The organism is Pseudomonas sp. BCRC 81390 (assembly GCF_030341915.1).
In the GTDB taxonomy this organism is placed as follows: domain Bacteria; phylum Pseudomonadota; class Gammaproteobacteria; order Pseudomonadales; family Pseudomonadaceae; genus Aquipseudomonas.
On the sequence record NZ_JATAAG010000013.1, the window covers coordinates 320,819 to 347,549 of the forward strand.

Genomic DNA, 26,731 nt, shown 5'->3' on the forward strand with positions numbered 1-26,731 from the left:
GCTTATTCTCCTGCGTTCGATTGATTACCCGAGCCGTCCGCCGCAAAGGCGTCGCGCAGCTCCGGGGGTATGGCTCGGGGTTTGAAAGTGTCGGCGCGCACGGCGGCCACCAGGAACTGCCCTTCGCAGAGCAGCGTTTCATCCTTTTCCCGCCAGACCTGCTGCACGAAGCGCAGGCTGGCGCGATTGAGTTCAGTAACCTGCGCGGTGACCCGCAGCTCGTCGTCCAGGCGCGCCGGCGCGTGGTAACGCGCTTCGCTGGAATGGACCACGAACAACAGGTTTTCCCCGGCCAGCTGCGCCTGGGAAAAGCCCAGGTGGCGCAGACGCTCGGTGCGCGCACGCTCCATGAATTTCAGGTAGTTGACGTAATACACCACGCCACCGGCATCGGTATCTTCGTAATAGACGCGACAACGGTGTGCGAACGGTTCCAGGCCATTTTGCGCGCGCATACTCTAGTGCTTACTCCTCAGCTTGCCAATCCGCTGTGGCAACTGTTTTTTCTTCATTAATGTCTTATTGCCAGCGCGCCCTCGGCGTGCCAGCGCTAGAGACCACGAAAAGCCGTTTTCGATCTGTCAGTCATCGCCCGTTTCGGAAAAATCCCCACCCTCCCCCAGGCGCCCGGGCACATTCAGGCCAAAGTGCAGGTAGGCATGCCGGGTGACCACACGGCCACGCGGGGTACGCATGATGTAGCCTTGCTGGATCAGGTACGGTTCGAGCACATCCTCGATGGTGTGGCGCTCTTCGCTGATGGCGGCGGCCAGGTTGTCCACCCCCACCGGCCCCCCGTCGAACTTCTCGATCATGGTCAGCAGCAGGCGACGGTCGGAGTGGTCGAAACCGCGCTCGTCGACATCCAGCAGGTTGAGCGCCATGTCGGCCACGGCCTTGGTGATCTGCCCCTTGCCGCGCACCTCGGCGTAGTCGCGCACGCGGCGCAGCAGGCGGTTGGCAATACGCGGCGTGCCACGGGCCCGGCGGGCGATCTCGTAGGCACCCTGGTCCTCGATGGCCAGGCCGAGGATGCCGGCCGAGCGACTGACAATGGTGGCCAGGTCCCTGTCGCTGTAGAACTCCAGGCGCTGGACGATACCGAAGCGGTCACGCAGCGGGTTGGTCAGCATGCCGGCACGGGTGGTGGCCCCGACCAGGGTGAACGGTGGCAGGTCGAGCTTGATCGAGCGGGCCGCTGGCCCTTCGCCGATCATGATGTCCAGCTGGAAGTCTTCCATTGCCGGGTACAGCACTTCTTCGACGACCGGTGACAGCCGGTGGATCTCGTCGATGAACAGCACGTCGTGCGGCTCGAGGTTGGTCAGCATGGCCGCCAGGTCGCCCGGACGCTCGAGGATAGGCCCCGAAGTGCTCTTGACCGACACGCCCATTTCCTGGGCGATGATGTTGGCCAGGGTGGTCTTGCCGAGACCCGGCGGGCCGAAGATCAGGGTATGGTCAAGCGACTCGCTGCGGCCACGGGCGGCCTGGATGAACAGCGCCATCTGCTCGCGTACCACCGGCTGGCCGATGTACTCGTCCAGCCGCAGCGGGCGGATCGCACGGTCCTGGACTTCTTCACGGTCGCGGCCACTGGCGGCGATCAGGCGGTCGGCTTCGATCACTTGGCAATCATCCCTTTCAGGCTGCGGCGGATCAGTTCTTCACTGCTCAGGCCGGCCTTGTCCTTGATCGCGGCAATCGCCTTGCTGGCTTCCTGCGGCTTGTAGCCCAGCGAAACCAGGGCGCTGACGGCATCAGCTTCGGCCGTGGAGGTGCTGCTGACCGGCAGCGGCCCATCGGAGACCAGGGTGAACATGGCCGGTGAGGTTTCCCAGGCCTTGAAGCGGTCCTTGAGTTCGACCAGCAGGCGTTCGGCGGTCTTCTTGCCGACCCCCGGCACGCGCACCAACGCCGACGTGTCCTGAGCCTGCACACAACGCACCAGCTCGTCGACTTCCAGGCCGGACATCAGCGCCAGCGCCAGCTTCGGGCCCACGCCATTGAGGCGGATGAGCTCACGGAACAGCTCGCGCTCGCGCTTTTCGGCAAAACCGTAGAGCAGGTGGGCGTCTTCGCGCACCACCAGGTGGGTGTGCACGGTGACGGTTTCGCCCACCTTGGGCAGACGGTACAGCGTGGTCATGGGCACCTCCAGCTCGTAACCCACGCCGTTGACGTCGATAATCAGGTGCGGCGGCTGTTTCTCCGCCAGGGTGCCGCGCAAACGTCCAATCACGTTCCGATCCTTCCTCTCGGGGAGCCGGTCAAAGACCGCTCAACCCTATCAGCAAATGCAGCGGGTGCATGCATCACCCGCACAAAATGTGTATCAGGGCATGAAGCGCCTACAGACGCAAGCGCCCGCCGCGTCGCCGCGCCGTGGCCAGGCCATGCGGCACCAGGCTGGAGCGGGTATGCGCGTGGCACAGGGCGATGGCCAGGGCGTCGGAGGCGTCGATCTGCGGTTTTTGCGTCAGTTTCAGCAGGTGCATGACCATCATCATCACCTGTTCCTTGTTGGCCCCGCCGGTGCCGGCTACCGCCTGCTTGACCTGGGTGGCACTGTATTCGGCGATTTCCAGGCCGGCTTCGGCGGCAGCGACGATGGCCGCGCCACGGGCCTGGCCGAGCTTCAGCGCCGAATCGGCGTTACGCGCCATGAACACCCGCTCGATGCCCATGGTCACCGGCCCGTGCTGGGCGATGATTTCGCCCACGCCACGGAAAACGATCTGCAACCGCTCGTGCAGCTCGCCGCTGCCGGTACGAATGCAGCCCGACGCCACGTACTCGCAACCGCGGGCGGTCTGGCGCACCACGCCATAACCGGTGATGCGCGAGCCGGGGTCGATACCAAGAATCAGAGTCATAGCGCCTGCGTGTTCAAATGTACCGGCCTATTCGCGGGCAAGCCCGCTCCCACAGGGGACACACCAGGCCTGAACCTGGTGCGCTCGCTGTGGGAGCGGGCTTGCCCGCGAATAGGCCCGAAAGGCCAAGCAAAAATCTTAGCCGAGTTTTTCCATGACCTCGTCGGAGATCTGGGCATTGGAATAGACGTTCTGCACGTCATCCAGGTCTTCGAGCATGTCGATCAGCTTGAGCACCTTCTCGGCGCCGTCCTGGTCAAGTTCGGCACTGGTGGTGGGCTGCATGACGATTTCTGCGTCAGCGGCCTTGAACCCCGCCTCTTCCAGGGCGTTGCGCACGGCGTAGAAGCTGTTGAACGAGGTGAACACGTCGAACGAGCCATCGTCGTTGGCCACGACGTCATCGGCATCGGCTTCCATCGCCGCTTCCATCAGGGCGTCTTCCTCCACGCCCGGCGCGAAGCTGATCTGCCCCTTGCGCTCGAACAGGTAGGCCACCGAACCGTCGGTGCCGAGGTTGCCGCCACACTTGGTGAACGCATGACGCACGGCGGCCGCGGTGCGGTTGCGGTTGTCGGTCATGGCTTCGACCATGATCGCCACGCCGCCCGGGCCATAGCCTTCGTAGCTGAGTTCTTCGACGTTGTCGCTTTCGTTGGTACCAGCACCACGGGCCACGGCGCGATCGATGATGTCGCGGCTCATGTTGGCGCCCAGGGCCTTGTCCAGCGCTAGGCGCAGGCGCGGGTTGGAGGCCGGGTCAGGGCCGCCCTGCTTGGCAGCGACCGTCAGTTCGCGGATCCACTTGGTGAAGATCTTGCCTCTCTTGGCATCCTGGCGCTCTTTGCGGTGCTTGATGTTCGCCCACTTGGAATGACCAGCCATAACGACTCCGAATCCTTTGAATCACAAACAGCCCCGCCCCTGTACGGGGCGGGACGGGAAATTGCCTGCGCCGAAACGCAAAGGCGCATCCCTGTGGATGCGCCCGAGGACCGCTTACTCGACCTTGGTCTGTTCGCGCAGTCGGATGTGCAGCTCGCGCAGGGCCTTGGCGTCGACCAGGCCAGGGGCCTGGGTCATGACGCACGCGGCGCTCTGGGTTTTCGGGAAGGCGATCACTTCACGGATCGACTGGGCGCCGGTCATCAGCATGACCAGGCGGTCCAGGCCGAAGGCCAGGCCACCGTGAGGCGGCGCACCGAACTTCAGGGCGTCGAGCAGGAAGCCGAACTTCTCTTCCTGTTCTGCCGCTTCGATGCCCAGCAGGCGGAACACGGCCTGTTGCATCTCCTTACGGTGGATACGGATCGAACCGCCACCCAGTTCGGTACCGTTCAGGACCATGTCATAGGCACGCGACAGGGCTGCGGCCGGGTTGGCCTCGAGCTCTTCGGGGGTGCACTTCGGCGCGGTGAACGGGTGGTGCAGCGCAGTGAAGCTGCCGTCTTCGTTCTCTTCGAACATCGGGAAGTCGACCACCCACATCGGCGCCCACTCGCAGGTCAGCAGCTCGAAGTCGTGGCCCAGACGGATACGCAGCGCGCCCAGGGCTTCGCTGACCACCTTGAACTTGTCGGCACCGAAGAACACGATGTCGCCGTCAACGGCACCCACGCGGTCGAGGATAGTATTGAGGTTGGCCTCGGGGATGTTCTTGACGATCGGCGACTGCAGGCCTTCGACGCCCTTGGCGCGCTCGTTGACCTTGATGTAGGCCAGGCCCTTGGCACCGTAGATGCCGACGAACTTGGTGTACTCGTCGATCTTGCTGCGCGGCATGCTGGCACCGCCTGGCAGGCGCAGGGCGGTAACGCGGCACTTCGGATCGTTGGCCGGGCCGGCGAACACCTTGAAGTCCACGTCCTTCAGCTGGTCGGCGACGTCGACCAGTTCCAGCGGGATGCGCAGGTCCGGCTTGTCGGAACCGTAACGACGCATGGCTTCTTCGAAGGTCATGTGCGGGAATTCACCGAATTCCAGGTCCAGCACTTCCTTGAACAGCTTGCGGATCATGCTTTCGGTCAGGCCCATGATCTCGCTTTCATCGAGGAAGCTGGTCTCGATGTCGATCTGGGTGAATTCCGGCTGGCGGTCGGCCCGCAGGTCTTCGTCACGGAAGCATTTGGCGATCTGGTAGTAGCGGTCGAAGCCAGCGACCATCAGTAGCTGCTTGAACAGCTGCGGCGACTGCGGCAGGGCGAAGAAGCTGCCGGCGTGGGTACGGCTTGGCACCAGGTAGTCACGCGCGCCTTCCGGGGTGGCGCGGGTCAGGATCGGCGTCTCGACATCGAGGAAGCCGTTTTCGTCGAGGAAGCGACGGATGCTGCTGGTGATGCGCGAACGCAGGCGCAGCTTGTCGGCCATTTCCGGGCGACGCAGGTCGATGAAGCGGTAACGCAGGCGGGTTTCCTCGCCGACGTCGGAGTATTCGTTGAGCGGGAACGGTGGGGTTTCCGCTTCGTTGAGCACGTTCAGCTGGTAGCCGAGAATTTCGATGGCACCGGAGGCCATGTTGGCATTCACCGCACCTTCAGGGCGCTTGCGCACCTTGCCGGTGATCTGCACGACGTACTCGCTGCGCACGCGGTCGGCAGCGGCGAAGGTTTCGGCGCGATCCGGGTCGAACACGACCTGGGCCATGCCTTCGCGGTCACGGATGTCGAGGAAGATCACCCCGCCGTGGTCGCGGCGACGATGGACCCAGCCGCAAAGGGTGACTTCCTGGCCGTCCAGGCTCTCGTTCAGTTGGCCGCAATAATGGCTGCGCATCATGATGGTGGTTTCGCTTCTCGTGATTCGTGTATTCGGTGGAGGCCTTGGCCGCCCGGAGGGCTAATACTGCAAGACCCGGTCACAGCATTCAACTCAGTCGGCCTTGTCGCCGCCTGCCAGATTCTTTTTCGCCCCGGTCTTGAAGTCGGTTTCGTACCAACCATTACCGCTCAGGCGGAAGCCTGGCACCGACAGCAGCTTCTTCAGCGCCGGCGCCTGGCAGGCCGGGCAATCGGTCAGCGGCGCGGCGCTGAACTTCTGCAGCACTTCCATGCGGTGCTCGCAGGATGCACATTGATAGTCATAAAGGGGCATGGGTGTCTCTCGTCAACCATAACGCTGGCTGCCGGGGCAGCAAAAAGCGGGATTATATATGGTTAGCAAGCACTGCGCAGCCCGCCAGGCGATCAGCGCGCACTTGGCGGGTCCTGCAGCCAGGCGACACAGATCACCCGGATCAGCCCGCTGAAGTTGCGTACCCCACCCTGGCGCAGGTGCACTTCGCGGTCGACGTAGGACAACACCGCACTGACCGAACAGCGGTTGGCCGCCGCGATGTGCTCGAGGATGCCCCAGTAGACCGCTTCCAGGCGCAGGCAAGTGGAAAAACCGTTGAGCCTTACTGAACGTGACACCGGCTGGGTCTGCCGCATGTCAAAATTCGCCTTGAACGGGTCGATACACTGTTTACCGGGCCAGCACCCCTGGCCAGCCATACGTTTGCTCGGTTGCATCATGCGCCACTCCTCCTCGTCACAGGTAGCAGGTGGCCTATGAAGCGCTGACGAGCGCGGTTAGAGCAGCGGCAAAGTTTTCCTGTTCAGGAGCCACGACACAGGCACGAGGGCGTGCCGGAGCGGCCCATCGCGCACTGGGCCGCCCCCTCAGACAGACTGGACAGTTACTGGCCGTCGAGCAGCACCCGCAGCATCCAGGCAGTCTTTTCATGCACCTGCATGCGCTGGGTAAGCAGGTCGGCGGTAGGTTCATCACTCACCTTGTCCACCACCGGGAAGATGCTGCGCGCGGTACGCACCACAGCCTCCTGCCCCTGCACCAACTGGCGGATCATCTCGTCTGCAGGCGGTACCCCTTCCTCCTCCTTGATCGAGGAGTGCCGCGCATAGAATGCATAGGAGCCCGGCGCCGGGAAGCCCAGGGCGCGGATGCGCTCGGCGATCGAGTCGACCGCCAGCGCCAGCTCGTTGTACTGCTCCTCGAACATCAGGTGCAGGGTGCGGAACGACGGGCCGGTGACGTTCCAATGGAAGTTATGGGTTTTCAGATACAGCACATAGGTATCCGACAACAGGCGGGACAGCCCATCGACGATGGACTTGCGATCTTCTTCACTGATACCGATATCAATTGCCATGAAGTTCCCCTTTCCATAAGGCTTGAGACTCAAGCGGGTGCCGACCACTTTAGCAACACTTGACGCCGGGCGCATGCGACATGGCGCAGCACAGCGCCCGGCGCCCTGTGGTTTGAGTAGCCTGCGGCTTTACTGTTAAATAGGCAGCGTGCCACCCGTGCGGACTCATTGCCGGGTGCATAGGCCGGCTGTCACGTGTTCGCGCGCCATACCTCAATGCGCCCCGTGCCGCCGGCTCTTCCTGTGACCAGCCTTATCAACTGTGAGCCAACCCATGTTCAAGATCGTCCATCTGGTGACGGGCGTGGCAGCCTTGCTGCTATCGCTCATACCCAGCCTGAAAACCGATGCAAGTCCTTTCCTGGAACAACCTGACGCGGTCTACCTGGCCCTGTTCGGCCTGCTTAACCTGATTATCGCCCCGGTGGTGCCACTGTACTACCGCGGCGCCCGCCAGCAGCTGCAATACCTGGCTTGCGCCTTGCTGGTGGTGGCCGTGGTGCTGCAGACCCTGACGGTGCTGGCACGTCCGGAAATGGGCAACCTGGCCGCGCTGGTCTGCGCAGCCCTGGCCGTGGCGGCACACCTGGCCGCTGGCCTTGCCCGCAGCCCACGCAAGGCACGCACCAACCAGCCGGCAACGCAGGAATCCGGCAACCGTGATACCGGTACCGTCAAGTGGTTCAACACGTCCAAAGGCTTCGGCTTCATCTCCCGCGATTCGGGTGATGACATCTTCGTGCACTTTCGCGCCATTCGCGGTGAAGGCCACCGCATCCTGGTCGAGGGCCAGCGCGTGGAGTTCTCGGTGATGCACCGCGACAAGGGCCTGCAGGCCGAAGACGTGGTCGCTGTCACCCGCCGCTGATCATCTGCGACGGCCACTGCCTGTGCGGGCGGGCTCGCCCGCCCCACAGGCTTGCTGTTCATCCAGCGCTATCGGCTTCAATAGTGAGGCGGCGGCGCCTCCTCCCCGTCATTGCCGTACTGGCCAACCATCTCTTCGTAACGCTTGATCAGCTCGGCCATCTGCAATTGCAGCCGCTCGATCACCCGCGCCTGCTCGACCACCACATCATTCAGCGCCTGGATGGTGTCATCCTGGAACGCCTGACGGGTTTCCAGCTCGACCATTCGCATTTCCAACGACATATCAGGCCTCTACATACCCATCGAGTTTCAAATCACGCAGGCGCTGGCGTACGGCTTGCACTTGCTCGTCGGTATAGGCCAGTGCCGGGCACTTGCCCCACACCGGCGCAGGCCAGGCGGCGTCGTCGCGCTGGCGCACGATTACGTGCATGTGCAACTGGCTGACCACATTGCCGAGGGTGGCAACGTTCATCTTGTCGGCCTGGTAGCTCGCCTTCAGCGCCTCGGCCAGACAGGTGGTTTCCTGCCACAACTGCTGCTGCTGCGCCGCATCCAGTTCGAACAGCTCGCTGATACCGGCGCACTTGGGCACCAGGATGAACCATGGGTAGTTGGCGTCCTTGCTCAGCAGCAACTGGCACAGCGCAAACTCACCCAGCACCAGGGCATCCTGCTGCAAACGCGAATCGAGGACGAACACGGCAAATCTCCTTCAGGCAAAACCCACCCGCCATACGCGGAATACAGGCGTGCAAGGATACCTTGCACGTTCCCGGTAACACAGCGCTACTTTTCGCACCAAAATGAGGCCTACCGTGCCCCGCCCACCACACTGACCACCCCACAAATGACTCTGGTTGAACTAGTTGCGGTAACACATTGACTTTCATGGCAGCTTTTTTGTTTTTAATGATTCTCGACTGCAACATGAGCCGAACCTGCCCCGCCCCGTGTTTACGGCGCTTTCCGACCCTCGGTAGCGAGTTTTGTGAAAATTTCATGAAGTGTTGCGTATTTTGAGCACGCTTGTTGCATTCCCTTCACGCCAAGTCGGCACGACATCTGCTATTGCAGGTGAACGCGACAAATGACAACAGCGGCATTGGTTACCAGGGAGTTTCCCGCGCCGAATTGCATCGACCGATGTGAGACGACTACGGAAACAACGCTGGCGTTGTACGGCCCATAACCGGGGCGTGATTTGCGACATGGAGACACCTGAAAGCGACATGACAAAAAAGTTCCGTAAAGGATGCTTATAGCCATATCGCCAACATCAGTCAGCGTGCTATACATTTTCGCCGACATAACAAGAAAGAGCTGCGCCATATAACTAGAACAGATGGTTGCAGCGGTACTCTTCCTAAAAACCAAAGGAGCAAATCACGATGCGCGTGATGAAGTGGAGCATGATCGCCCTGGCCGTTGCGGCAGGGACCTCGCAGTTGGCTTTGGCCTCGTCGCAGGACGAGTCCAAAGGTTTCATCGAAGACAGCAAGCTGAACGTCAAGACCCGCATGCTGTATTTCAGCCGTGATTTCCGTAACAACGAAGGCGGCCAGAGCCGTCGCGAAGAAACCGGCCTGGGCTTCCTCGGCACCTTCGAGTCCGGCTTTACCCAAGGCACCGTAGGTGTGGGTGTCGACGCCATCGGCATGCTCGGCCTGAAGCTGGACAGCGGCAAGGGCCGCGCTGGTACCGGCCTGTTCCCGACCGGCTCCGACGGCCGTTCGGAAGACGAGTATTCCAAGGGCGGCGGCGCGGTCAAGTTCCGTGTCTCCGACACCGTGCTGAAAGTGGGTGACCAGTTCACCGCACTGCCGGTCTTCGCCACCGACGACAGCCGCCTGCTGCCAGAAATCGCCCAGGGCACCCTGATCACCAGCAACGAGATCAAGGGCCTGACCCTGCACGCTGGTCACTTCACCAGCCTGACCGCCCAGGAGCAGACCAACCGTGACAGCTTCCGCCTGAAGGAAGCCAACGTGGTCGGCGGTACCTACGCCTTCACCGATACCCTCAGCACCAGCCTGTACTACTCGAAGGTCGAAGACTACTGGCGCAAGTACTACGCCAACGTCAACTGGGCGCTGCCGATTTCCGACAAGCAAGGCCTGGTGTTCGACTTCAACATCTATGACACCAAGAGCGAAGGCTCGGCCGAGTACCGCGCCTTCGATGGCGACAAGCTGGACAACCGCGCGTTCAGCCTGTCGGGCGCCTACAACATCGGCGCCCACACCTTCACCCTGGCCTACCAGAAAGTCACCGGCGACGGCGACTATGGCTACGGCGTCGACGGTGGCGGCACCATCTTCCTGGCCAACTCCGTGGCTCGCTCCGACTTCAACGCCGAAGACGAGAAGTCCTGGCAGGCTCGCTACGACCTGAACTTTGCCGAATACGGCATTCCAGGCCTGACCTTCATGACCCGTTATGTACGCGGTACCGACGCCAACGTCGCCGGCACCAGCAACGGCAAGGAATGGGAACGCGACGTCGACATCAAGTACGTACTGCAGGAAGGCCCGGCGAAAGACCTGAGCTTCCGCGTGCGTCAGGCTACCTACCGCTCTTCCGATGGCGTCTACTACGATTCCCCATCGATCGACGAACTGCGCCTGATCGTGGAGTACCCGCTGAGCATCCTGTAAGCCTGGCTTGCAGTGCCCCGCACCTGAAAAAGCCCGGCAATCACGCCGGGCTTTTTCTTGGCTGACAAGCGCCACGCCCTGGGGCATCCTGTACGCCTGCGTTTCACCCCCGTACAATGCGGGGTCATTTCAATGTCTTAGGCAATCGACACGGCTCACCATGCGCACCAGTCAATATTTGCTCGCCACCCAGAAAGAAACCCCTGCCGACGCAGTGGTCATCAGCCATCAGCTCATGCTGCGTGCCGGCATGATCCGCAAACTGGCCTCCGGCCTGTACACCTGGCTGCCGATGGGCTTGCGGGTAATGCGCAAGGTCGAGGCCGTGGTGCGTGAGGAAATGAACGCCGCCGGCGCCCTGGAAGTGCTGATGCCCAGCATCCAGCCCGCCGAACTGTGGCAGGAATCCGGCCGCTGGGAACAGTACGGCCCCGAGCTGCTGCGCCTGAAGGACCGCCATCAGCGCGACTTCTGCGTCGGCCCGACCCACGAAGAAGTGATTACCGACCTGGCCCGCAACGAGCTGTCCAGCTATAAACAGCTGCCGCTCAACATGTACCAGATCCAGACCAAGTTCCGTGACGAGATCCGCCCGCGCTTCGGCCTGATGCGCGGCCGCGAGTTCATCATGAAGGACGCGTACTCGTTCCATGCCGACCAGGCTTCCCTGCAGGAAACCTACGACCGCATGCACCAGGCGTATACCAATATCTTCACCCGCCTGGGCCTGGACTTCCGCCCGGTGCAGGCCGACACCGGCTCCATCGGTGGCAGCTACTCGCATGAATTCCACGTGCTGGCCGAGTCCGGCGAAGACGACGTGATCTTCAGCGACAGCTCCGACTATGCCGCCAACATCGAGAAGGCCGAGGCCATCCCACGGGAAACCGTGCGCCCTGCGCCTACCGAGGAGCTGCGCCTGGTCGACACGCCGAACGCCAAGACCATCGCCCAGCTGGTGGAAAACTTCGGCCTGCCGATCGAGAAAACCGTCAAGACCCTGATCGTGCACGGCGCAGAACCAGGCAAGCTGGTTGCGCTGATCGTGCGCGGCGACCACGAACTCAACGAAATCAAGGCCGCCAAGCTGGAACAGGTAGCCGACCCGCTGGTCATGGCCAGCGACGCCGAACTGCGCGAGGCCATCGGTGCCGGCGCCGGTTCGCTCGGCCCGTTGAACCTGCCGCTGGAAATCATCATCGACCGCTCGGTTGCCCTGATGAGCGACTTCGGCATTGGCGCCAACATCGACGACAAGCACTACTTCGGCGTGAACTGGGAGCGCGACCTGCCGGTGCCACAGGTGGCCGACCTGCGTAACGTGGTCGAAGGCGACCCGAGCCCGGACGGCCAGGGCACCCTGGTGATCAAGCGCGGTATCGAGGTGGGCCACATCTTCCAGCTGGGCACCAAGTACAGCGAGGCGCTGAAGTGCCAGGTACTGGGTGAGAACGGCAAGCCGGTCACCCTGGCCATGGGCTGCTACGGTATCGGCGTGTCCCGCGTGGTCGCCGCTGCCATCGAGCAGAACCATGACGACAAGGGCATCATCTGGAATGACGCCCTGGCCCCGTTCCAGATCGCCCTGGTACCGCTGCGCTACGAAACCGACGTGGTCCGCGAGGCGACCGACAAGCTGTACGCCGAATTGACGGCCGCCGGTTACGAGGTGCTGCTGGACGACCGCGACAAGAAGACCAGCCCCGGCATCAAGTTTGCCGACATGGAGCTGATCGGCATCCCGCACCGCATCGTCGTCAGCGATCGCGGCCTGGCCGAAGGCAACCTGGAATACAAGCACCGCACCGAGCAGGACGCCCAGGCATTGCCGCTGGCCGAGGTGCTGACCTTCCTGCAGGCACGCGTTCGCCGCTGATAACCAATGCACGAGTGATCATGTACAAGCGAAGTACCTTTACCCTGGGGGGCGCCGCACTGTGCGGCGCCCTGCTCGTCAGCGGCTGCGCCAACCAGATGTCCCAGCGCAGTGACCATGAGGAGCGCGTCGAGCGCAAACTGCTCGAACACACCCTGCAGATCGATGTCGGCGAGCCGAAGGTGATGGAGCTTCCGCAACGACGTGTGCGCGTGCATGAGCAGCAACGCTTCGAAGTCACCGAGTTCGAAGTTACCCGGCGCTATGACCGCTACACGCCCTACCAGCCCTGGCGGGAGATCTACGAGATCCCGCTGGGGGCTGTGGCCGTGGTGGCAGGCGTCGGTGCCAACGTGGTCAACGTCTTCGCCCTGGGCAACCTGCCGGAAAGCGTTACCCACGACTGGCTCAGCTACGGTGTGGACGGGCTCAACCCGTTCATGAACGTGCCGTCCAACGGCCGTGCCCAGCAGAACCTGGCCGGGATCAGCGAGGTGCAGAAGGGCAAGCGCGAAGAGTCCACCAGCGTGCCCTGGAGCGAGCGGCTGGTCGAGGTCAAGGCTGGCAAGACTACCCACGAGCTGACGACCGACAGGAACGGCGTGCTGCGCCTGAACCTGCTCGACAGCCCGTTCTCCGAGCAGAATCTCAACCACATCGGCACCCTGCACCTGCGGGTGGTGGACGAGGACAACGCCGTTCGTGGCGATGCCAGCCTGCTGGTCAGCGCCAGCCTGCGCAACAAGCTGCTCGAAGCCCACGAACTGATCTTCGATGACCTTGAGGACGACGACGTCAGCCAGTGGGTGCACCGGGTCAAGCGCTTGTCCGAACTGGGCCTGGAAGAGGAAGCCAGTGAGATGGAACAGAGCCTGATCGAACTGACCCGCAACGATCCGGAGCTGCAGCAAGAGTTTCTGCAGTCGCTGACCAAGGCCACTGGCCGGCTGGTGGCCGACCCGGGCGCGCAGTAACCCGCATCACGCAATACCTTGCAGGAGCGGCCTTGTGTCGCTCCTACAGGGGCCGCGTTGAATTGGCGGGCCATTTATTGAGGCGGGAACAGCTCCAGCTGCTCATGTGCCCCACGCAAATCGCGCAACCTCACCCCCACCCCCAGCAAGCGCACCGGCTTGCCGCCACGGGCAAAGGCCTGCCCCAGCAACTGCCGATAACTGTCCAGGTCCCGACCGGCCCCCGCCTGCTCCAGGGTGGTCTGGCTGAAGTCATGGAACTTGACCTTGACGAAGGGTTTTTCCGGCCGGTAACTGCTGTCCATACGGGCAATGCGCTCGTTCAGGCTTTCCAGCAGCTCGGGCAGCCGCGCCAGGCAACTGTCCAGGTCCGGCAAGTCGGTGTCGTAGGTGTTTTCCACGCTGACCGACTGGCGCCGGCTGTCATTGTGTACCGCACGCTCATCGATACCGCGCGCCAGCCCCCACAAACGTTCGCCAAAGCTGCCGAACTCGCGCACCAGGGCCAGACGCGACCAGTCGCGCAGCTCAAGGCAGGTCTCGATACCCAGCCGTGCCAATTTGTCTGCGGTTACCTTGCCCACCCCGTGCAGCCTGGCCACCGGCAAGGCGGCAACGAACGCCTCCACTTCGCCCGGGGTTATCACGAACAGGCCATTGGGCTTGCGCCAGTCACTGGCGACCTTGGCCAGGAACTTGTTCGGTGCCACGCCAGCCGAGACGGTGATATGCAGGGTGCGGGCGACACGCCGGCGGATATCCTCGGCAATGCGCGTGGCGCTGCCCGAATACCACTGGCTGTCGGTCACATCCAGGTACGCCTCATCCAGCGACAGCGGCTCGATCAGCTCGGTGTAGTCACGAAATATCGTGTGGATTTCCCGCGAGGCCTCTCGGTAGGCCTCGAAGCGCGGCTTGACGATCAACAGGTCGGGGCACAGCTTCAGTGCATGCCGCGAGGACATGGCCGAGCGCACCCCGTAGGCACGCGCCTCATAGTTGCAAGTGGCAATCACCCCACGCTGGTCAGGTGAGCCCCCTACTGCCATGGGCCGCCCGGCCAGGCGCGGGTCGTCACGCATCTCGATCGCAGCGTAAAAGCAATCGCAGTCAACGTGAATGATCTTGCGCAAGGACATGGATGCTCGCCAGCACTGTAAATTCATACAGATAGTATCGCATGCGACTCGCGGTGTGCAGCCGGCAGCCCGCCATGCGCGATGATCGGGCTGAAAGCCCCGCCGCGCCTGAGCTGAACCGCATTATCCGAACGCTAAGAGTTTGAACGGGAAAGGTTTTTTTATAAAGATGCTTGACAGCCACAGTTAAATCCGTAGAATTCGGTCTCACAGGCGCGGGATGGAGCAGCCTGGTAGCTCGTCGGGCTCATAACCCGAAGGTCGTCGGTTCAAATCCGGCTCCCGCAACCAGATTCGAGAGAAGGCCACTGTTTACACAGTGGCCTTTTTCTTTTGTCTCAAATAAAGCGCTCGAAGAAATATCAAAAAAATCAACGACTAGCGCTTGACAGTCATTCTGGAAACTGTAGAATGCGCCCCACTGACGCGGGATGGAGCAGCCTGGTAGCTCGTCGGGCTCATAACCCGAAGGTCGTCGGTTCAAATCCGGCTCCCGCAACCATATTCGTCAGAACAAACCCCGCCTGTGTAACAGCAGCGCGGGGTTTGTTGCTTTTCCCTTCCCTGCTTTTCGTCGCCCCGTATTTACCCGCCTTGCACTCAACCCGCGCGCTTGAGAGCTCGTCCCGTGGATGAACTATCTTTAACCCGGCCAGGCCGCTGCAAGCGGCTGAGGCCGGAGTAACATTGGATACGTTTATCTAAGGGACTTTCACTTGGCCACACCTTCCCCTCACCTCGCGCGGCATGCCCGGGGCAATCCATGACTTCGCACAACCCAGACAACCCGGCAGCACTCGCCTCGGCACTGCCCGGTGCCGTGCAACGCCTGCCCTTGCTCGAACGCCTGAGCCGCTATCGCCAGCCGATCGGCCTGATCGTGACCCTGGTATTGTTCACCATGGCCCTGATTGCCTGCCGCCACCTGCTGAGCGAGCTGGACATCTATGCCTTGCACGATGCCATGCTCAGCGTACCGGCCCAGTCATTGCTGGGCGCCTTGCTGGCAACCGTGCTCGGTTTCGTGATCCTGCTGGGTTACGAATGGTCGGCCAGCCGCTATGCCGGTGTGCAATTGCCAGCGCCCAGCCTGGTGCTGGGCGGCTTCAGTGCCTTTGCCATCGGCAACGCCATCGGCCTGTCGATGCTGTCCGGCGGCTCGGTGCGCTACCGCCTGTATGCGCGCCAAGGGGTAGGCGCAGGCGAAGTGGCACGGATGACCGTGTTCGCCAGCCTGTCATTGGGCTGCGCGCTGCCGCCCCTGGCTGCCCTGGCGACCCTGAGTGACCTGCCGGCGGCCTCGGCCGCCCTGGGCCTGGCGCCTGGCTTGCTGGCGGCCATCGCCGCAGCTGTGCTGGTGCTGTGTGGGCTGATGGTGGTTGGCCTGTACCGCCGTCGCCTGGCCGAGCAGCCGCTTGCCGACAACCTGCTGGTACAACTGGGCCGCCGCACACTGCGCCTGCCGGGCGCTCGCCTGGCCGCCCTGCAATTGCTGATTACCGCACTGGATGTCGCCGCTGCGGCTACCGTGCTGTATCTGCTGCTGCCCGCAGCACCACCGTTCGGCGCCTTTGTCCTGGTGTACCTGCTGGCCCTGGCGGCAGGCGTGCTCAGCCATGTGCCGGGCGGCGTCGGGGTGTTCGAAGCGATCCTGCTGGCCGCCTTTGCCGACCAGCTTGGCGCGGCCCCGTTGGCGGCGGCCCTGCTGCTGTATCGGCTGATCTACGTCGTGCTGCCGCTGCTGCTGGCCTGCGTGTTGCTGCTGGCCAACGAAGCCAGGCGCCTGCTGTTCGCACAACAGGCCATCAAGGCGGCTTCCGGGTTGGCGGCACCGATCCTGTCGGTTCTGGTGTTCCTGTCCGGGGTCGTGCTGTTGTTCTCCGGGGCCACGCCCGAGATCGACACGCGTCTGGAGCACATGGGTTTCCTGGTGCCGCACCGTCTGATCGATGCCTCGCACTTTGGCGCCAGCCTGATCGGGGTATTGTGCCTGCTTTTGGCCCAGGGCCTGCGCCGGCGCCTGTCCGCCGCCTGGCTGCTGACCACCGTGCTGTTGCTGGTGGGCGCCCTGCTGTCGCTACTGAAGGGATTCGACTGGGAAGAGGCCTGCCTGCTGACCTTCACCGCCGCCCTGCTCGCCCTGTTCCGCCGCTCCTTCTACCGCCCCAGCCGCTTGCTGGAGCTGCCGTTCTCGCCAGTGTTCCTGGTGGCCAGCGCCTGTGTGGTCGGGGCATCGGTATGGCTGCTGCTGTTTGCCTACCAGGATGTGCCCTACAGCCATCAGCTGTGGTGGCAGTTCACCCTTGATGCCGACGCCCCGCGTGGCCTGCGCGCCGCCATGGGCAGCGCCTTGCTGCTGGCGGCCGTGGCGCTGACCTGGCTGCTGCGCACGGCACCGCCTGTGATTCACCTGCCTGATGAACAGGAACTGCAACGGGCCAACCGCATTCTGCAGGCCTCTGACCAGCCCGATGGCGGCCTGGCCCTGACCGGCGACAAGGCGCTGCTGTTCCACCCGGGCGACAATGCCTTCCTCATGTATGCACGTCGCGGCCGCAGCCTGGTGGCGCTGTATGACCCGATCGGCCCGGCCCAGGAACGCGCCGAGATGATCTGGCAATTCCGTGACCTGTGCGACCTGCACCACGCCCGACCGGTGTTCTACCAGGTGCGTGCCGAAAACCTGCCGTTCTACATGGACATCGGCCTGACCGCGCTGAAACTGGGCGAAGAAGCCAGGGTCGACCTGCAGCGTTTCGACCTGGAAGCCAAGGGCAAGGAGATGAAGGACCTGCGCTACACCTGGAACCGCGGTGGCCGTGACGGTTTGAGCCTGGAAATCCACGAACCCGGCCATGCCCCACTGGCAGAGCTGAAGGAAATTTCCGATGCCTGGCTCGGCGGCAAGAACGTGCGCGAGAAAGGCTTCTCGCTGGGGCGCTTCAGCCCTGAGTACCTGCGGCACTTCCGCATCGCCCTGATCCGCTTCCAGGGCCGCCCGGTGGCCTTTGCCAACCTGCTGGAAACCCACAGCAAGGAACTGGCCAGCCTCGACCTGATGCGCGCGCACCCCGAGGCCCCGAAGCTGACCATGGAATTCATGATGATCGGCCTGATCCTGCATTACAAAAGCCACGGCTACGCCCGCTTCAGCCTGGGCATGGTACCGCTTTCCGGCCTGCAGCCGCGGCGCGGCGCGCCGCTGACCCAGCGCCTGGGCTCGATGGTGTTCCGCCGAGGTGAGCAGTTGTACAACTTCCAGGGGCTGCGACGCTTCAAGGACAAATTCCAACCGGACTGGGAACCCCGCTACATGGCCGTGCCGGCCGGGCTCGACCCGCTGGTGGCACTGGCCGACACCGCCGCCCTGATCGCAGGCGGCTTGACTGGATTGGTGAAACGTTGATGACCCGACGCTTTTGGCTGTACCTGCTGATTCCCCTGCTGCTGGCCGCCCTGGGAGGGGCGCTGGCATTCTGGCTGTGGACGCGCCCGGCCCCCGAGGCGCGCCTGGAGCAACTGAGCATCAATGACACCGCGATCACCCGTGTGACACCAGGCGTACACCCCAAGGCCCGGGTGGTTATCGGTGTGCCGCAGGACCAGGCACTGACCGACAAGCAGTTGCTGGACCTGGCCAAGGCCGGCGAAGCGCAACTGGTGCAGGTGTTGCTGCCGGCCAATGATTGCAGCAAGCAACAGCAGGCCATGAACCAGGCCCTTGCCCAGTTGCCCCAGCAGCCGACCCTGGTCGCCGGTATCGGTCCGGGCGCGGCCCAGGCCTGGCGCTGGCTGGCCAGCCAGAACGACGACAAGGCCCGGGCGATTTCGGTGGACTTCAATCTCGAACAACCCGGTTGCCAGGCCCCGCTGCCAAAATCGGCCGCCCACGGCCACTGGAATGTCGCCTGGAACGATAACCCGGATGACGCCAGCGCCGCCTTCGTGCGTGACCAGGCCAACGCCGAAACCAGCATCAGCGACTACGACATACACCTGCCGCAGGTGCTCAAGGCACAACTGACCCAGGCCCTGGTCGGCCACGACGGCAACGCCCTGGCCATCCCGGTGGTCGAGGTGCCTGCCGGGCAGACCACCGACACGGTCACCCTGTTCCTCTCGGGTGACGGCGGCTGGCGTGACCTGGACCGTGACGTGGCGGGGGAAATGGCCAAGCTGGGCTACCCGGTGGTGGGCATCGACACGCTGCGCTACTACTGGCAGCACAAGACCCCGGAGCAAAGCGCCGCCGACCTGTCCGAGCTGATGCAGCACTATCGGCAGAAATGGGGCACCAAGCGCTTCGTGCTGACCGGCTATTCGTTCGGCGCCGACGTGTTGCCGGCGATCTACAACCGCCTGCCGGTCGAAGACCAGCAGCGCATCGACGCGGTGATGCTGCTGGCCTTTGCCCGCAGCGGCAGCTTCGAGATCGAAGTCGAGGGCTGGCTTGGCAAGGAAGGCCAGGAAGCACCGACCGGGCCGGAAATGGCCAGGTTGCCGGCGTCCAAGGTGGTGTGCGTGTATGGCGTAGAGGAAACCGACGAGAGCGGCTGCACCGACAAGACAGCGGTCGGCGAGCGCCTGAAACTGCCGGGTGGGCACCACTTCGACGAGAACTACCCGGCGCTGGCCAAGCGCCTGATCGACGAGATCGAGACGCGCCAGGGCAAGTCGAGCGTGGCGGCACAGAACTGATAGCCCCCGACCACCGGCACAGCCGGTGCCGGCCACCGCGCCGTCTGCTTCGCGGATAAATCCGCTCCTACCGCTGACGCTATTCCTGTAGGAGCGGCTTCAGCCGCGATCACCGGCACAGCCGGTGCCCGCCAACGCGTCGCCTGCTTCACGGATAAATCCGCTCCTACAGGTAGGTGTGAGTGCCCGCGCCTGCCCTGGAAATCAGATCTCGACCTGGGTCCCTAACTCGATCACCCGGTTCAACGGCAGGTTGAAGAAGCGCAGGTTACCGTTGGCATTCTTCAGCAGGAACGCGAACAGGTTGCCGCGCCAACGCGACATGCCTTCCAGCCGCGATGCGATCACCGTCTCGCGGCTGAGGAAGTAGGTGGTACGCATCGGGGTGAAGTCCAGTTCGTCCAGGTGGCACAGGCGCAACGCCGCCGGCACATCCGGTTCGTCCATGAAGCCGAAGTGCAGCAGCACGCGGAAGAACCCTTCACCATAGGCCTCCACCTCGAAGCGCTCCTGCTCCGGCACCCGCGGCCGGTCCTCGTTGACCACCGTCAACAGCACCACCTGGCTGTGCAGCACCTGGTTATGCAGCATGTTGTGCAACAGCGCATGGGGTACGGCATCGGAGCGCGCCGTGAGGAATACCGCCGTGCCTTCGACCCGGTGCGGCGGCTGGATACGGATACTGCTGATGAACAGCTGCAGCGGCAGCGCACCTTCGTCGATACGCTCCACCAGGATCTGCTTGCCGCGCTTCCAGGTGCTCATCAACAGGTACAGCACGCCCCCCGCCAGAACCGGGAAGGCACCACCCTGAACGATCTTCGGCACGTTGGCAGCAAAGTACAGCCCATCGACCAGCAGGAAACCCACCAAAATCGGCACCGCCAGCACGGGCGGCCATTTCCATAGCAGCAGCATCACCGCCGAAACCAGGATGGTGGTCATCAGCATGGTACCGGTCACTGCCACGCCGTAGGCCGCCGCCAGGGCACCGGATGACTCGAAACCGAGCACCAGCAGAACCACGCCGACCATCAGCGTCCAGTTGATCGCGCCGATGTAGATCTGCCCCTGTTCGTCACTGGAGGTGTGCTGGATCTGCATGCGCGGGATATAGCCCAGCTGGATGGCCTGGCGGGTCAGCGAGAACGCCCCCGAGATCACCGCCTGCGAAGCGATCACCGTGGCCATGGTCGCCAGGCCGACCATCGGCAGCAGCGCCCAGCCAGGCGCCAGCAGGTAGAACGGGTTGCGTGCCGCCTCCGGGTCCTGCAGCAGCAATGCGCCCTGGCCAAAGTAGTTGAGCACCAGCGCTGGCAGCACCAGGGCGAACCAGGCGCGGGCAATCGGCTTGCGGCCAAAGTGGCCCATGTCGGCGTACAGCGCCTCGGCACCGGTCAGCGCCAGCACCACTGCACCAAGAATGGCGACGCCCATGCCAGGGTGTACCACGAAGAAGTTCACCGCCCAGATCGGGTTGAATGCCTTGAGCACTTCCGGGCTCTGCGAGATGCCATACACCCCCAGCGCGCCCAGCACCACGAACCAGGTGACCATGATCGGGCCGAACAGCTTGCCGATCTTGTCGGTGCCGTGCTTCTGCACCAGGAACAGCGCTACCAGTATCACCAGCGAAATCGGCACCACCCAGTGGTCGATGCCTTCGAATGCCAGGCCCATGCCCTCCACTGCCGACAGGACCGACACCGCCGGGGTGATCATGCTGTCGCCGTAGAACAGCGAGGCGCCTATCAACCCGCACACTACCATCAGCGTCTGCAAACGCGGATAGGCCGCCGTGGCTCGCCGTGCCAGTGCGGTCAGCGCCATGGTGCCGCCTTCGCCCTGGTTGTCGGCACGCAGGACGAACATCACGTACTTGAACGACACCACCCATAACAACGACCAGAGGATCAGCGACAGAATCCCGAGCACGCCGTCGTGGTTGACCGGTACCCCGTAACCGCCGGTGAAGACTTCCTTGAGGGTATATAACGGGCTGGTACCGATATCGCCATAAACCACCCCGACCGCTGCCACCAGCAGGCTCAGCGACCGCGTCGCCCCCTGCTTCCCCTCGTGCCCGCCTTCGGCGTGACTGCTTGCCTGAACCATCGACCACTCCCGCAGACGGCCTTGTAGACCTTGGTATTCTCAATTCCTGCCCAGGCTGACCTGCAACCTGGCGCAATGGCGCGAAGCATAGCGCAGCGTTCGTCGTATTTCTGCTGGTCAAGCGACGCAGTGCTCGCTAGAATTGCGCACTTTTTGATCAGAGGCGCCAAAAGCGCCCGTCAAGATCGCCCCCGATTCCGGCCGGGCGACCTGCATTTCAATACCGAGGTTAGTCATGTCCACCACGCCCGCCACCCCCAAGGTAGGTTTCGTAAGCCTGGGTTGCCCGAAAGCCCTGGTCGATTCCGAGCGCATCCTGACTCAGCTGCGCATGGAAGGCTATGAAGTCGTGCCCACCTATGAGGACGCCGACGTGGTGGTGGTCAACACCTGCGGCTTCATCGACAGCGCCAAGGCCGAGTCGCTGGAAGTGATCGGCGAAGCGATCAAGGAAAATGGCAAGGTCATCGTCACCGGCTGCATGGGCGTCGAGGAAGGCAGCATCCGTGACGTGCACCCGAGCGTGCTGTCGGTCACCGGCCCGCAGCAGTACGAGCAGGTGGTCAATGCCGTGCACGAAGTGGTACCGCCGCGCCAGGACCACAATCCGCTGATCGACCTGGTACCGCCACAAGGCGTCAAACTGACCCCGCGTCACTATGCGTACCTGAAAATATCCGAAGGCTGCAACCACAGCTGCAGCTTCTGCATCATTCCGTCGATGCGCGGCAAGCTGGTCAGCCGCCCGGTAGGCGAAGTGCTGAGCGAGGCCGAGCGCCTGGTCAAGGCCGGGGTCAAGGAAATCCTGGTGATTTCCCAGGACACCAGCGCCTACGGCGTCGACGTCAAGTACAAGACCGACTTCTGGAATGGTCGCCCGGTCAAGACCCGCATGCTCGAGCTGTGCGAAGCCCTGAGCAGCCTGGGCGCCTGGGTACGCCTGCATTATGTCTACCCGTACCCGAACGTCGACGACGTGATCCCGCTGATGGCCGCCGGCAAGATCCTGCCGTACCTGGACATCCCGTTCCAGCATGCCAGCCCGAAAGTGCTCAAGGCCATGAAGCGCCCGGCGTTCGAGGACCGCACCCTGGCACGTATCAAGCACTGGCGCGAGCAATGCCCGGAGCTGGTGATCCGTTCCACCTTCATCGTCGGCTTCCCGGGCGAGACCGAGGAAGACTTCCAATACCTGCTTGACTGGCTGACCGAAGCCCAGCTGGACCGCGTCGGCTGCTTCCAGTACTCGCCGGTGGAAGGCGCCCCGGCCAACGACCTGGGCCTGGAAGAAGTGCCAGACGACGTCAAGCAGGCGCGTTGGGACCGTTTCATGGCGCACCAGCAGGCCATCAGTGCCGCCCGCTTGCAACTGCGTATCGGCAAGGAAATCGACGTGCTGATCGACGAAGTCGAAGAGCAGGGCTCTGTGGGTCGCAGCTTCTTCGATGCACCGGAAATCGACGGCAGCGTGTTCATCGACGGCGACCATGGCTTCAAGCCCGGTGACAAGGTGCGTTGCCGGGTGGTGGATGCCGACGAGTACGACATGTGGGCTGAACCCGTCTGACCCCGGCTGAAGCATGAAAGGCCCCTGCGCCGGCATTTCCTGACAAGGAAACTACCGGCGCAGGGGCTTGTTCGTCAGAACGTGTGAAACAGCATCAGGCCGCCCTCTGCGTCGGGGCTGGCATCAGAGAAACCTTTGACCGCGTAGAGTTGCACCTTCCACTCCTGGTTGAGCTTGTGGGTCAGGAACAGGGTCAGTTCCCGGATCTGCGCCCCCGTCGACACGACTTTCTGCCGCCAGTCGTAGGAGGCGCCCGCCGAAGTGCGCAAGGCCACAGGCAGGGCGAAGCCGAGGCTGGCAAAAAAAGGATCATCGAAATCGCTGTCGGGCGGGTCGCCGAACTTCTTCCAGCCCAGGGTCGCGAAGCCGGTCACCGGCCCGAACGCCCTGGCAACGTCTACCTGGCCCGTGTAGTCGTACTCACCCGTGCCCAGGCACTGGTCTTCATCAGCCGTGGGAAACTTGACCTTGCCGATCAGGTCCAGCAGCAGGCCGCCGTCAGCCCCGTCGAGCAAGGCGTAACCGGCGCTGGCGACCGTATCGCCCAACCCGCTTTCTACAGCGTGGCAGCCACCGGGCAAGGGGTCGCCATTCGGCCCTACTTCGGGGTTGGTGATGCGCAACCAGGGTACGCTGACCTTGTAGGTCATGGGGCCGGTTTCATACTTGCCGACAACCGGCACGTACCAGATTTCCGAGGTGGTCCCGGTGCCATAGTCGCCGCTGGAATAATCCATGCCGATCGCGGCGCTGAAGGTATCGGCCAAGGCCGGCGCAGTGGAGAGCATGCAGGCAAAAAGAGCAAGTGCGGGCCTCATCTTCACCTCGGCATCCCGTCGGAATGTGTGGTCGGACCTACCTAGCCTAGTTGGCTAATGGCCGGACCGCTCCGGATGCTCGACTTTTCCGCTGGTTTCCAGTGTTTCGGGCCTCTCGACTTTTTCCAGTACCTCTACCTTCTCCACCTTTTCGACTTTTTCCACTTTCTCCAGCGTTTCAGGCTTCTCGACCTTTTCTACTTTCTCGGGCCTTTCTGCTTTTCCGGCGTTTTCGATCCGCTCCACCTTCTCGACTTTTTCCGGCTTCGCGGCCTTTTCTACCTTCTCGAGCCTCTCGACCCTTTCCAGCTCGACCTTCTCTACATGGCCAGATCGGCCACTGCCGCTTTCGGGCCGCGGCACGGTCTCGACCGGGGCTGAGCTGCCGGACCTGTCCACGCCCACGCTGCTGTCATGCCCGCTGGAACCCTCCACCGCGCCCGGACCACCGTGATCGTCACCGGCATCGCGGACACGGTCCGCATCGCCACTGCCATGGCCGCTGTTGCCGGAGCCTCCCGAATCTCTGCTGCCGTGCTCGCCAGGCGGTTGCGCATGCCCCCTGTCCGGGTTGTCGGCACGCGCGTCCTGCAGCTCGACACGGCTTGCCCGCAGTTCATGCGGCCCGTTGAATACTCCACTCACCCGAACGCGCTGGTCGAGCGCGAAGGCTCCTGGCTGCTTGCCGACGAGCACAGTGTCCTGGCCCAGCGTCACCGGGATGCCTGCCACCACCAGTTGTTGTGCCTGCTGACGCTGCACCAGCCCCTCGATCACCACCCTCTGCACACGGCCAGCAAAAGGCAGGCTCGGCTCCGGACGGCTTTGCGCCACCTCCAGCTGGCGCCCGGTCCACTGCCCGCGCACCAACACTTCCCGCGCAGGTGCCACACGCGTTCCCAGCTTCAAGCCCTGCAGGCTGCCGCTACGGTCGACCGCACCAATGGCACTGGCCTGCCTGAGCCCCGGTGCCCGTTCGATACGGCTGGCCAGCACTTCGCCCCTGGCATCGCGCAGCCCGCTGACCCTGACCGGCTCACCCGGGCGCAACCCTTCCGCCACCCGCGCCCCGCTGGCAAGGCGCACTGGCTGGCCCATGACCCGCAGCGGGGCCGAAGCACTGGGCAGCGCCGTCAGCGGCCCTTCGTAGACATTCAGGATCGCGATGCGTCCTGCTTGCAGGCGGCCCTTGCTGGCAAATGCCTCCACCGCGACCACCTGCCCGATTGCCAGTTGGGCACTGCTGGCAGGCGTACCGTTTTCACTTACGGGTACGTCCTTACCGTAGTGCACCTCCAGGCCATTGACGCAGATCGAGGCAAACCCGGTGATGGTGCCGACGATGCCGGTCCCCCCGGTACCGCCCGGGCGCAGGATCGGCGCACCGGTACCGCCCACCCCACCGTTTTCGCTGCGCGCCCCCGTACCGCCGGCACCGCCGGTCCTGGCCCCGGTACCGCCAGTACCGCCCGGCGCCTGCAAGCCCGCCGCACCCGCCATGCCTGCTTCGTCATGGCTGACACAAACCGGTGCCGCAGCCACCTCGGCAGGCGCCAGCAGGCTCAGCCCGCAACCCAGGACCAGCGTGACGACACTGAGGCAGCGCGTGAAATAGGTCATGGTTCCGGGGTCTTCGATAATTCGGGGTCGGTCGCTTCAGTGTAGAAATAAAGCCCGACCGTGATGCGCTGACGTTGCTCGACAGTCGGCACGTCGACACCTTCCAGCTCAGATGCGAGACGACTGAAGGCAAGTAGCGTCTGCATGCCATCGCGGGCCACCACTTCACGCAGTTGCTCGACACTGGCCGGGCTCAGGGCGTCATAGTGCACACTGCGTTCAAAGAATGGCGGGCCTTCGCCACTCAGGTTGTGCACCGCTGCACAAGCGTGGTCATGCAGGTTGTGGCCAAAATACGCAGTCTTTTCCTCAAAGCCCTTTTGCGGCACGAACGCCTGGGCCTCGAGGTGGACACAGTCATGCTCGTCCAGGCGGACGATGCCCAGGCGCAACCACTCGTCCAGCACCACCCGCCCGCGGATGTCGGTGCTGATCTTTGCCACCAGGGCATCGAAGGAACGCTCGCCGCCGGCACTTGCCAGGCGCGGCAGTGGCAACGCATGGCCAGGCGCCGAGCAGAACGGCTTGCTGTTGGCCCACATATTGACCAGTTGGGCGCCGAAGGTGATGTTCTCCGGCAGCTTCGCCATCGTCGTGTCGCCTTCGCTGCGCAAGCGCCGTACATCCTTGCGATGCACGCCAGTGAGCAGGCTGATGCGGCTGTCGGTGGGTGCTGTGCCGTGCAGGCGGAATTCGCGATGGGCCACGTCGACGAACACCTCCTTGAGCAGGTCGGCGAACACGCTGTAGGTAACCCCCTTGCGCAGCATCAGGCGCACCAGCGGGCGCATCACACGCTGCAGTGCGCTTAACATCGACGGGGGTAACGTGGTCGGTTGCATTGCGTGCATTCCTTGACGGATGAACATACAAAACCCGTCCGCTGGGTTTTGTATGGGCCACTTCAGATCAGTGCCATTCAGCCCCTGCTGTCGTCATCTGCGTCATGGTCGCCGACATCAACGCCACGGTCATCGCCCGGTTCGCCACCCACGTGATCGCCGCGATCATCACCAGGTTCGCCGCCAACGTGATCACCGTCATCATCGCCAGGCTCCCCGCCGACATGATTGCCATGATCATCACCGGGCTCACCGCCGACGTGATTGCCATGATCGTCCCCGGGCTCACCACCAACATGATTGCCATGATCGTCACCCGCCTCAGCATGGTCGCCACTGCGGCCCGAGTTCGACTGGCCGGCATCGCCGTGGCCGCTGCCACTGTGGCCGGCATGCCCGCCGCCATCGCCGCCGCTGCCGTGGCCACCGCCGCTGCCACTACCGCCGCCGCTTCCACCGCCGCCGCCGTGGCCGCCGCCGCCACCACTTCCGCCACCGCCGCCGTGGCCGCCACCGCCACCGCCACCAC

Annotated in this window: 24 protein-coding genes and 2 tRNA genes; 9 read left to right on the forward strand and 17 right to left on the reverse strand. The window is 63.4% G+C overall.

Annotation, left to right across the window (positions count from 1 at the left end; genetic code table 11):
• Positions 1-2 precede the first annotated feature (2 nt).
• The 9 genes from ybgC to QSV36_RS08115 all read right to left on the reverse strand — a co-directional run bounded on the left by ybgC (position 3) and on the right by QSV36_RS08115 (position 7,026).
• A complete protein-coding gene (gene ybgC / locus QSV36_RS08075) occupies positions 3-455 on the reverse strand; it encodes a tol-pal system-associated acyl-CoA thioesterase (RefSeq protein WP_289131112.1) in 453 nt (150 codons plus the stop codon).
• Positions 456-581: 126 nt separating this feature from the next.
• The gene (gene ruvB, locus QSV36_RS08080) at positions 582-1,628 is read right to left on the reverse strand and encodes a Holliday junction branch migration DNA helicase RuvB (RefSeq protein WP_170031562.1); all 1,047 of its coding nucleotides are present in this window, start codon (positions 1,626-1,628) and stop codon (positions 582-584) included.
• Positions 1,625-2,242 (reverse strand): Holliday junction branch migration protein RuvA, encoded by a 618-nt coding sequence (gene ruvA, locus QSV36_RS08085; protein ID WP_289131113.1) that lies wholly within the window; start codon positions 2,240-2,242, stop codon positions 1,625-1,627. The genes ruvB and ruvA overlap by 4 nt, the downstream gene beginning before the upstream one ends.
• 109 nt (positions 2,243-2,351) lie before the next feature.
• A complete protein-coding gene (ruvC, locus tag QSV36_RS08090) occupies positions 2,352-2,876 on the reverse strand; it encodes a crossover junction endodeoxyribonuclease RuvC (RefSeq protein WP_004375291.1) in 525 nt (174 codons plus the stop codon).
• Positions 2,877-3,014: 138 nt separating this feature from the next.
• Positions 3,015-3,761 carry a YebC/PmpR family DNA-binding transcriptional regulator gene (locus QSV36_RS08095; protein ID WP_289131114.1) on the reverse strand — a complete coding sequence of 249 codons (747 nt, stop codon included), beginning with the start codon at positions 3,759-3,761 and terminating at the stop codon, positions 3,015-3,017.
• Between the two features lie 114 nt (positions 3,762-3,875).
• Positions 3,876-5,651, reverse strand: coding sequence for an aspartate--tRNA ligase (gene aspS, locus QSV36_RS08100; protein ID WP_061304906.1), 1,776 nt, complete (start codon positions 5,649-5,651; stop codon positions 3,876-3,878).
• A 93-nt stretch (positions 5,652-5,744) separates the two neighbouring features.
• Positions 5,745-5,966: an FmdB family zinc ribbon protein gene (locus QSV36_RS08105; RefSeq protein ID WP_289131115.1), complete on the reverse strand. Its 222-nt coding sequence runs from the start codon at positions 5,964-5,966 to the stop codon at positions 5,745-5,747.
• A gap of 92 nt (positions 5,967-6,058) precedes the next feature.
• Positions 6,059-6,388, reverse strand: a complete 330-nt coding sequence (locus tag QSV36_RS08110; RefSeq protein WP_289131116.1) for a ribbon-helix-helix domain-containing protein — start codon at positions 6,386-6,388, stop codon at positions 6,059-6,061.
• Between the two features lie 164 nt (positions 6,389-6,552).
• The gene (locus QSV36_RS08115) at positions 6,553-7,026 is read right to left on the reverse strand and encodes a Dps family protein (protein ID WP_170031573.1); all 474 of its coding nucleotides are present in this window, start codon (positions 7,024-7,026) and stop codon (positions 6,553-6,555) included.
• Between the two features lie 274 nt (positions 7,027-7,300).
• On the opposite strand from QSV36_RS08115, the gene QSV36_RS08120 reads away from it, so the two are divergent.
• Positions 7,301-7,894, forward strand: coding sequence for a cold-shock protein (locus QSV36_RS08120; protein ID WP_289131117.1), 594 nt, complete (start codon positions 7,301-7,303; stop codon positions 7,892-7,894).
• Between the two features lie 77 nt (positions 7,895-7,971).
• Here QSV36_RS08120 and QSV36_RS08125 read toward each other — a convergent pair whose 3' ends face one another.
• Both QSV36_RS08125 and QSV36_RS08130 read right to left on the reverse strand, forming a co-directional pair.
• Complete coding sequence (locus tag QSV36_RS08125; RefSeq protein ID WP_225778872.1) at positions 7,972-8,178, reverse strand: SlyX family protein; 207 nt, start codon at positions 8,176-8,178, stop codon at positions 7,972-7,974.
• A gap of 1 nt (position 8,179) precedes the next feature.
• The gene (locus QSV36_RS08130; RefSeq protein ID WP_289131118.1) at positions 8,180-8,599 is read right to left on the reverse strand and encodes an HIT domain-containing protein; all 420 of its coding nucleotides are present in this window, start codon (positions 8,597-8,599) and stop codon (positions 8,180-8,182) included.
• A gap of 688 nt (positions 8,600-9,287) precedes the next feature.
• On the opposite strand from QSV36_RS08130, the gene QSV36_RS08135 reads away from it, so the two are divergent.
• The 3 genes from QSV36_RS08135 (at position 9,288) to QSV36_RS08145 (ending at position 13,403) form a co-directional block, all read left to right on the forward strand.
• Positions 9,288-10,553, forward strand: a complete 1,266-nt coding sequence (locus QSV36_RS08135) for an OprD family porin (RefSeq protein ID WP_289131119.1) — start codon at positions 9,288-9,290, stop codon at positions 10,551-10,553.
• Positions 10,554-10,713: 160 nt separating this feature from the next.
• A complete protein-coding gene (locus tag QSV36_RS08140) occupies positions 10,714-12,429 on the forward strand; it encodes a proline--tRNA ligase (protein ID WP_225778875.1) in 1,716 nt (571 codons plus the stop codon).
• A 20-nt stretch (positions 12,430-12,449) separates the two neighbouring features.
• Positions 12,450-13,403, forward strand: a complete 954-nt coding sequence (locus QSV36_RS08145; protein ID WP_289131120.1) for a hypothetical protein — start codon at positions 12,450-12,452, stop codon at positions 13,401-13,403.
• Positions 13,404-13,477: 74 nt separating this feature from the next.
• On the opposite strand, the gene dinB is transcribed toward QSV36_RS08145, so the two are convergent.
• Positions 13,478-14,536 (reverse strand): DNA polymerase IV, encoded by a 1,059-nt coding sequence (gene dinB, locus QSV36_RS08150; RefSeq protein WP_289131187.1) that lies wholly within the window; start codon positions 14,534-14,536, stop codon positions 13,478-13,480.
• Positions 14,537-14,756: 220 nt separating this feature from the next.
• On the opposite strand from dinB, the gene QSV36_RS08155 reads away from it, so the two are divergent.
• The 4 genes from QSV36_RS08155 to QSV36_RS08170 all read left to right on the forward strand — a co-directional run bounded on the left by QSV36_RS08155 (position 14,757) and on the right by QSV36_RS08170 (position 19,240).
• Positions 14,757-14,833 (forward strand) — tRNA-Met (locus QSV36_RS08155).
• Between the two features lie 134 nt (positions 14,834-14,967).
• Positions 14,968-15,044: transfer RNA gene (locus QSV36_RS08160), tRNA-Met, on the forward strand.
• A gap of 261 nt (positions 15,045-15,305) precedes the next feature.
• The gene (gene mprF / locus QSV36_RS08165) at positions 15,306-17,948 is read left to right on the forward strand and encodes a bifunctional lysylphosphatidylglycerol flippase/synthetase MprF (RefSeq protein ID WP_289131121.1); all 2,643 of its coding nucleotides are present in this window, start codon (positions 15,306-15,308) and stop codon (positions 17,946-17,948) included.
• Positions 17,948-19,240 (forward strand): virulence factor family protein, encoded by a 1,293-nt coding sequence (locus QSV36_RS08170; RefSeq protein ID WP_289131122.1) that lies wholly within the window; start codon positions 17,948-17,950, stop codon positions 19,238-19,240. The genes mprF and QSV36_RS08170 overlap by 1 nt, the downstream gene beginning before the upstream one ends.
• 204 nt (positions 19,241-19,444) lie before the next feature.
• Here QSV36_RS08170 and QSV36_RS08175 read toward each other — a convergent pair whose 3' ends face one another.
• Positions 19,445-21,355, reverse strand: a complete 1,911-nt coding sequence (locus QSV36_RS08175) for a potassium transporter Kup (protein ID WP_289131123.1) — start codon at positions 21,353-21,355, stop codon at positions 19,445-19,447.
• A 235-nt stretch (positions 21,356-21,590) separates the two neighbouring features.
• Between QSV36_RS08175 and rimO the strand changes: the two genes are divergently transcribed.
• Entirely contained in the window at positions 21,591-22,922 is a 1,332-nt protein-coding gene (gene rimO / locus QSV36_RS08180) for a 30S ribosomal protein S12 methylthiotransferase RimO (RefSeq protein ID WP_289131124.1), read from the forward strand.
• 74 nt (positions 22,923-22,996) lie between these two features.
• On the opposite strand, the gene QSV36_RS08185 is transcribed toward rimO, so the two are convergent.
• From QSV36_RS08185 to QSV36_RS08200, 4 genes are all read right to left on the reverse strand, one after another.
• A complete protein-coding gene (locus QSV36_RS08185; protein ID WP_289131125.1) occupies positions 22,997-23,740 on the reverse strand; it encodes a hypothetical protein in 744 nt (247 codons plus the stop codon).
• A gap of 54 nt (positions 23,741-23,794) precedes the next feature.
• Positions 23,795-25,360 (reverse strand): DUF5666 domain-containing protein, encoded by a 1,566-nt coding sequence (locus QSV36_RS08190; protein ID WP_289131126.1) that lies wholly within the window; start codon positions 25,358-25,360, stop codon positions 23,795-23,797.
• A complete protein-coding gene (locus QSV36_RS08195; RefSeq protein WP_289131127.1) occupies positions 25,357-26,202 on the reverse strand; it encodes a DUF6502 family protein in 846 nt (281 codons plus the stop codon). The genes QSV36_RS08190 and QSV36_RS08195 overlap by 4 nt, the downstream gene beginning before the upstream one ends.
• A gap of 77 nt (positions 26,203-26,279) precedes the next feature.
• The coding region (locus QSV36_RS08200) for a hypothetical protein (RefSeq protein WP_289131128.1) at positions 26,280-26,731 on the reverse strand (452 nt) is incomplete at its 5' end.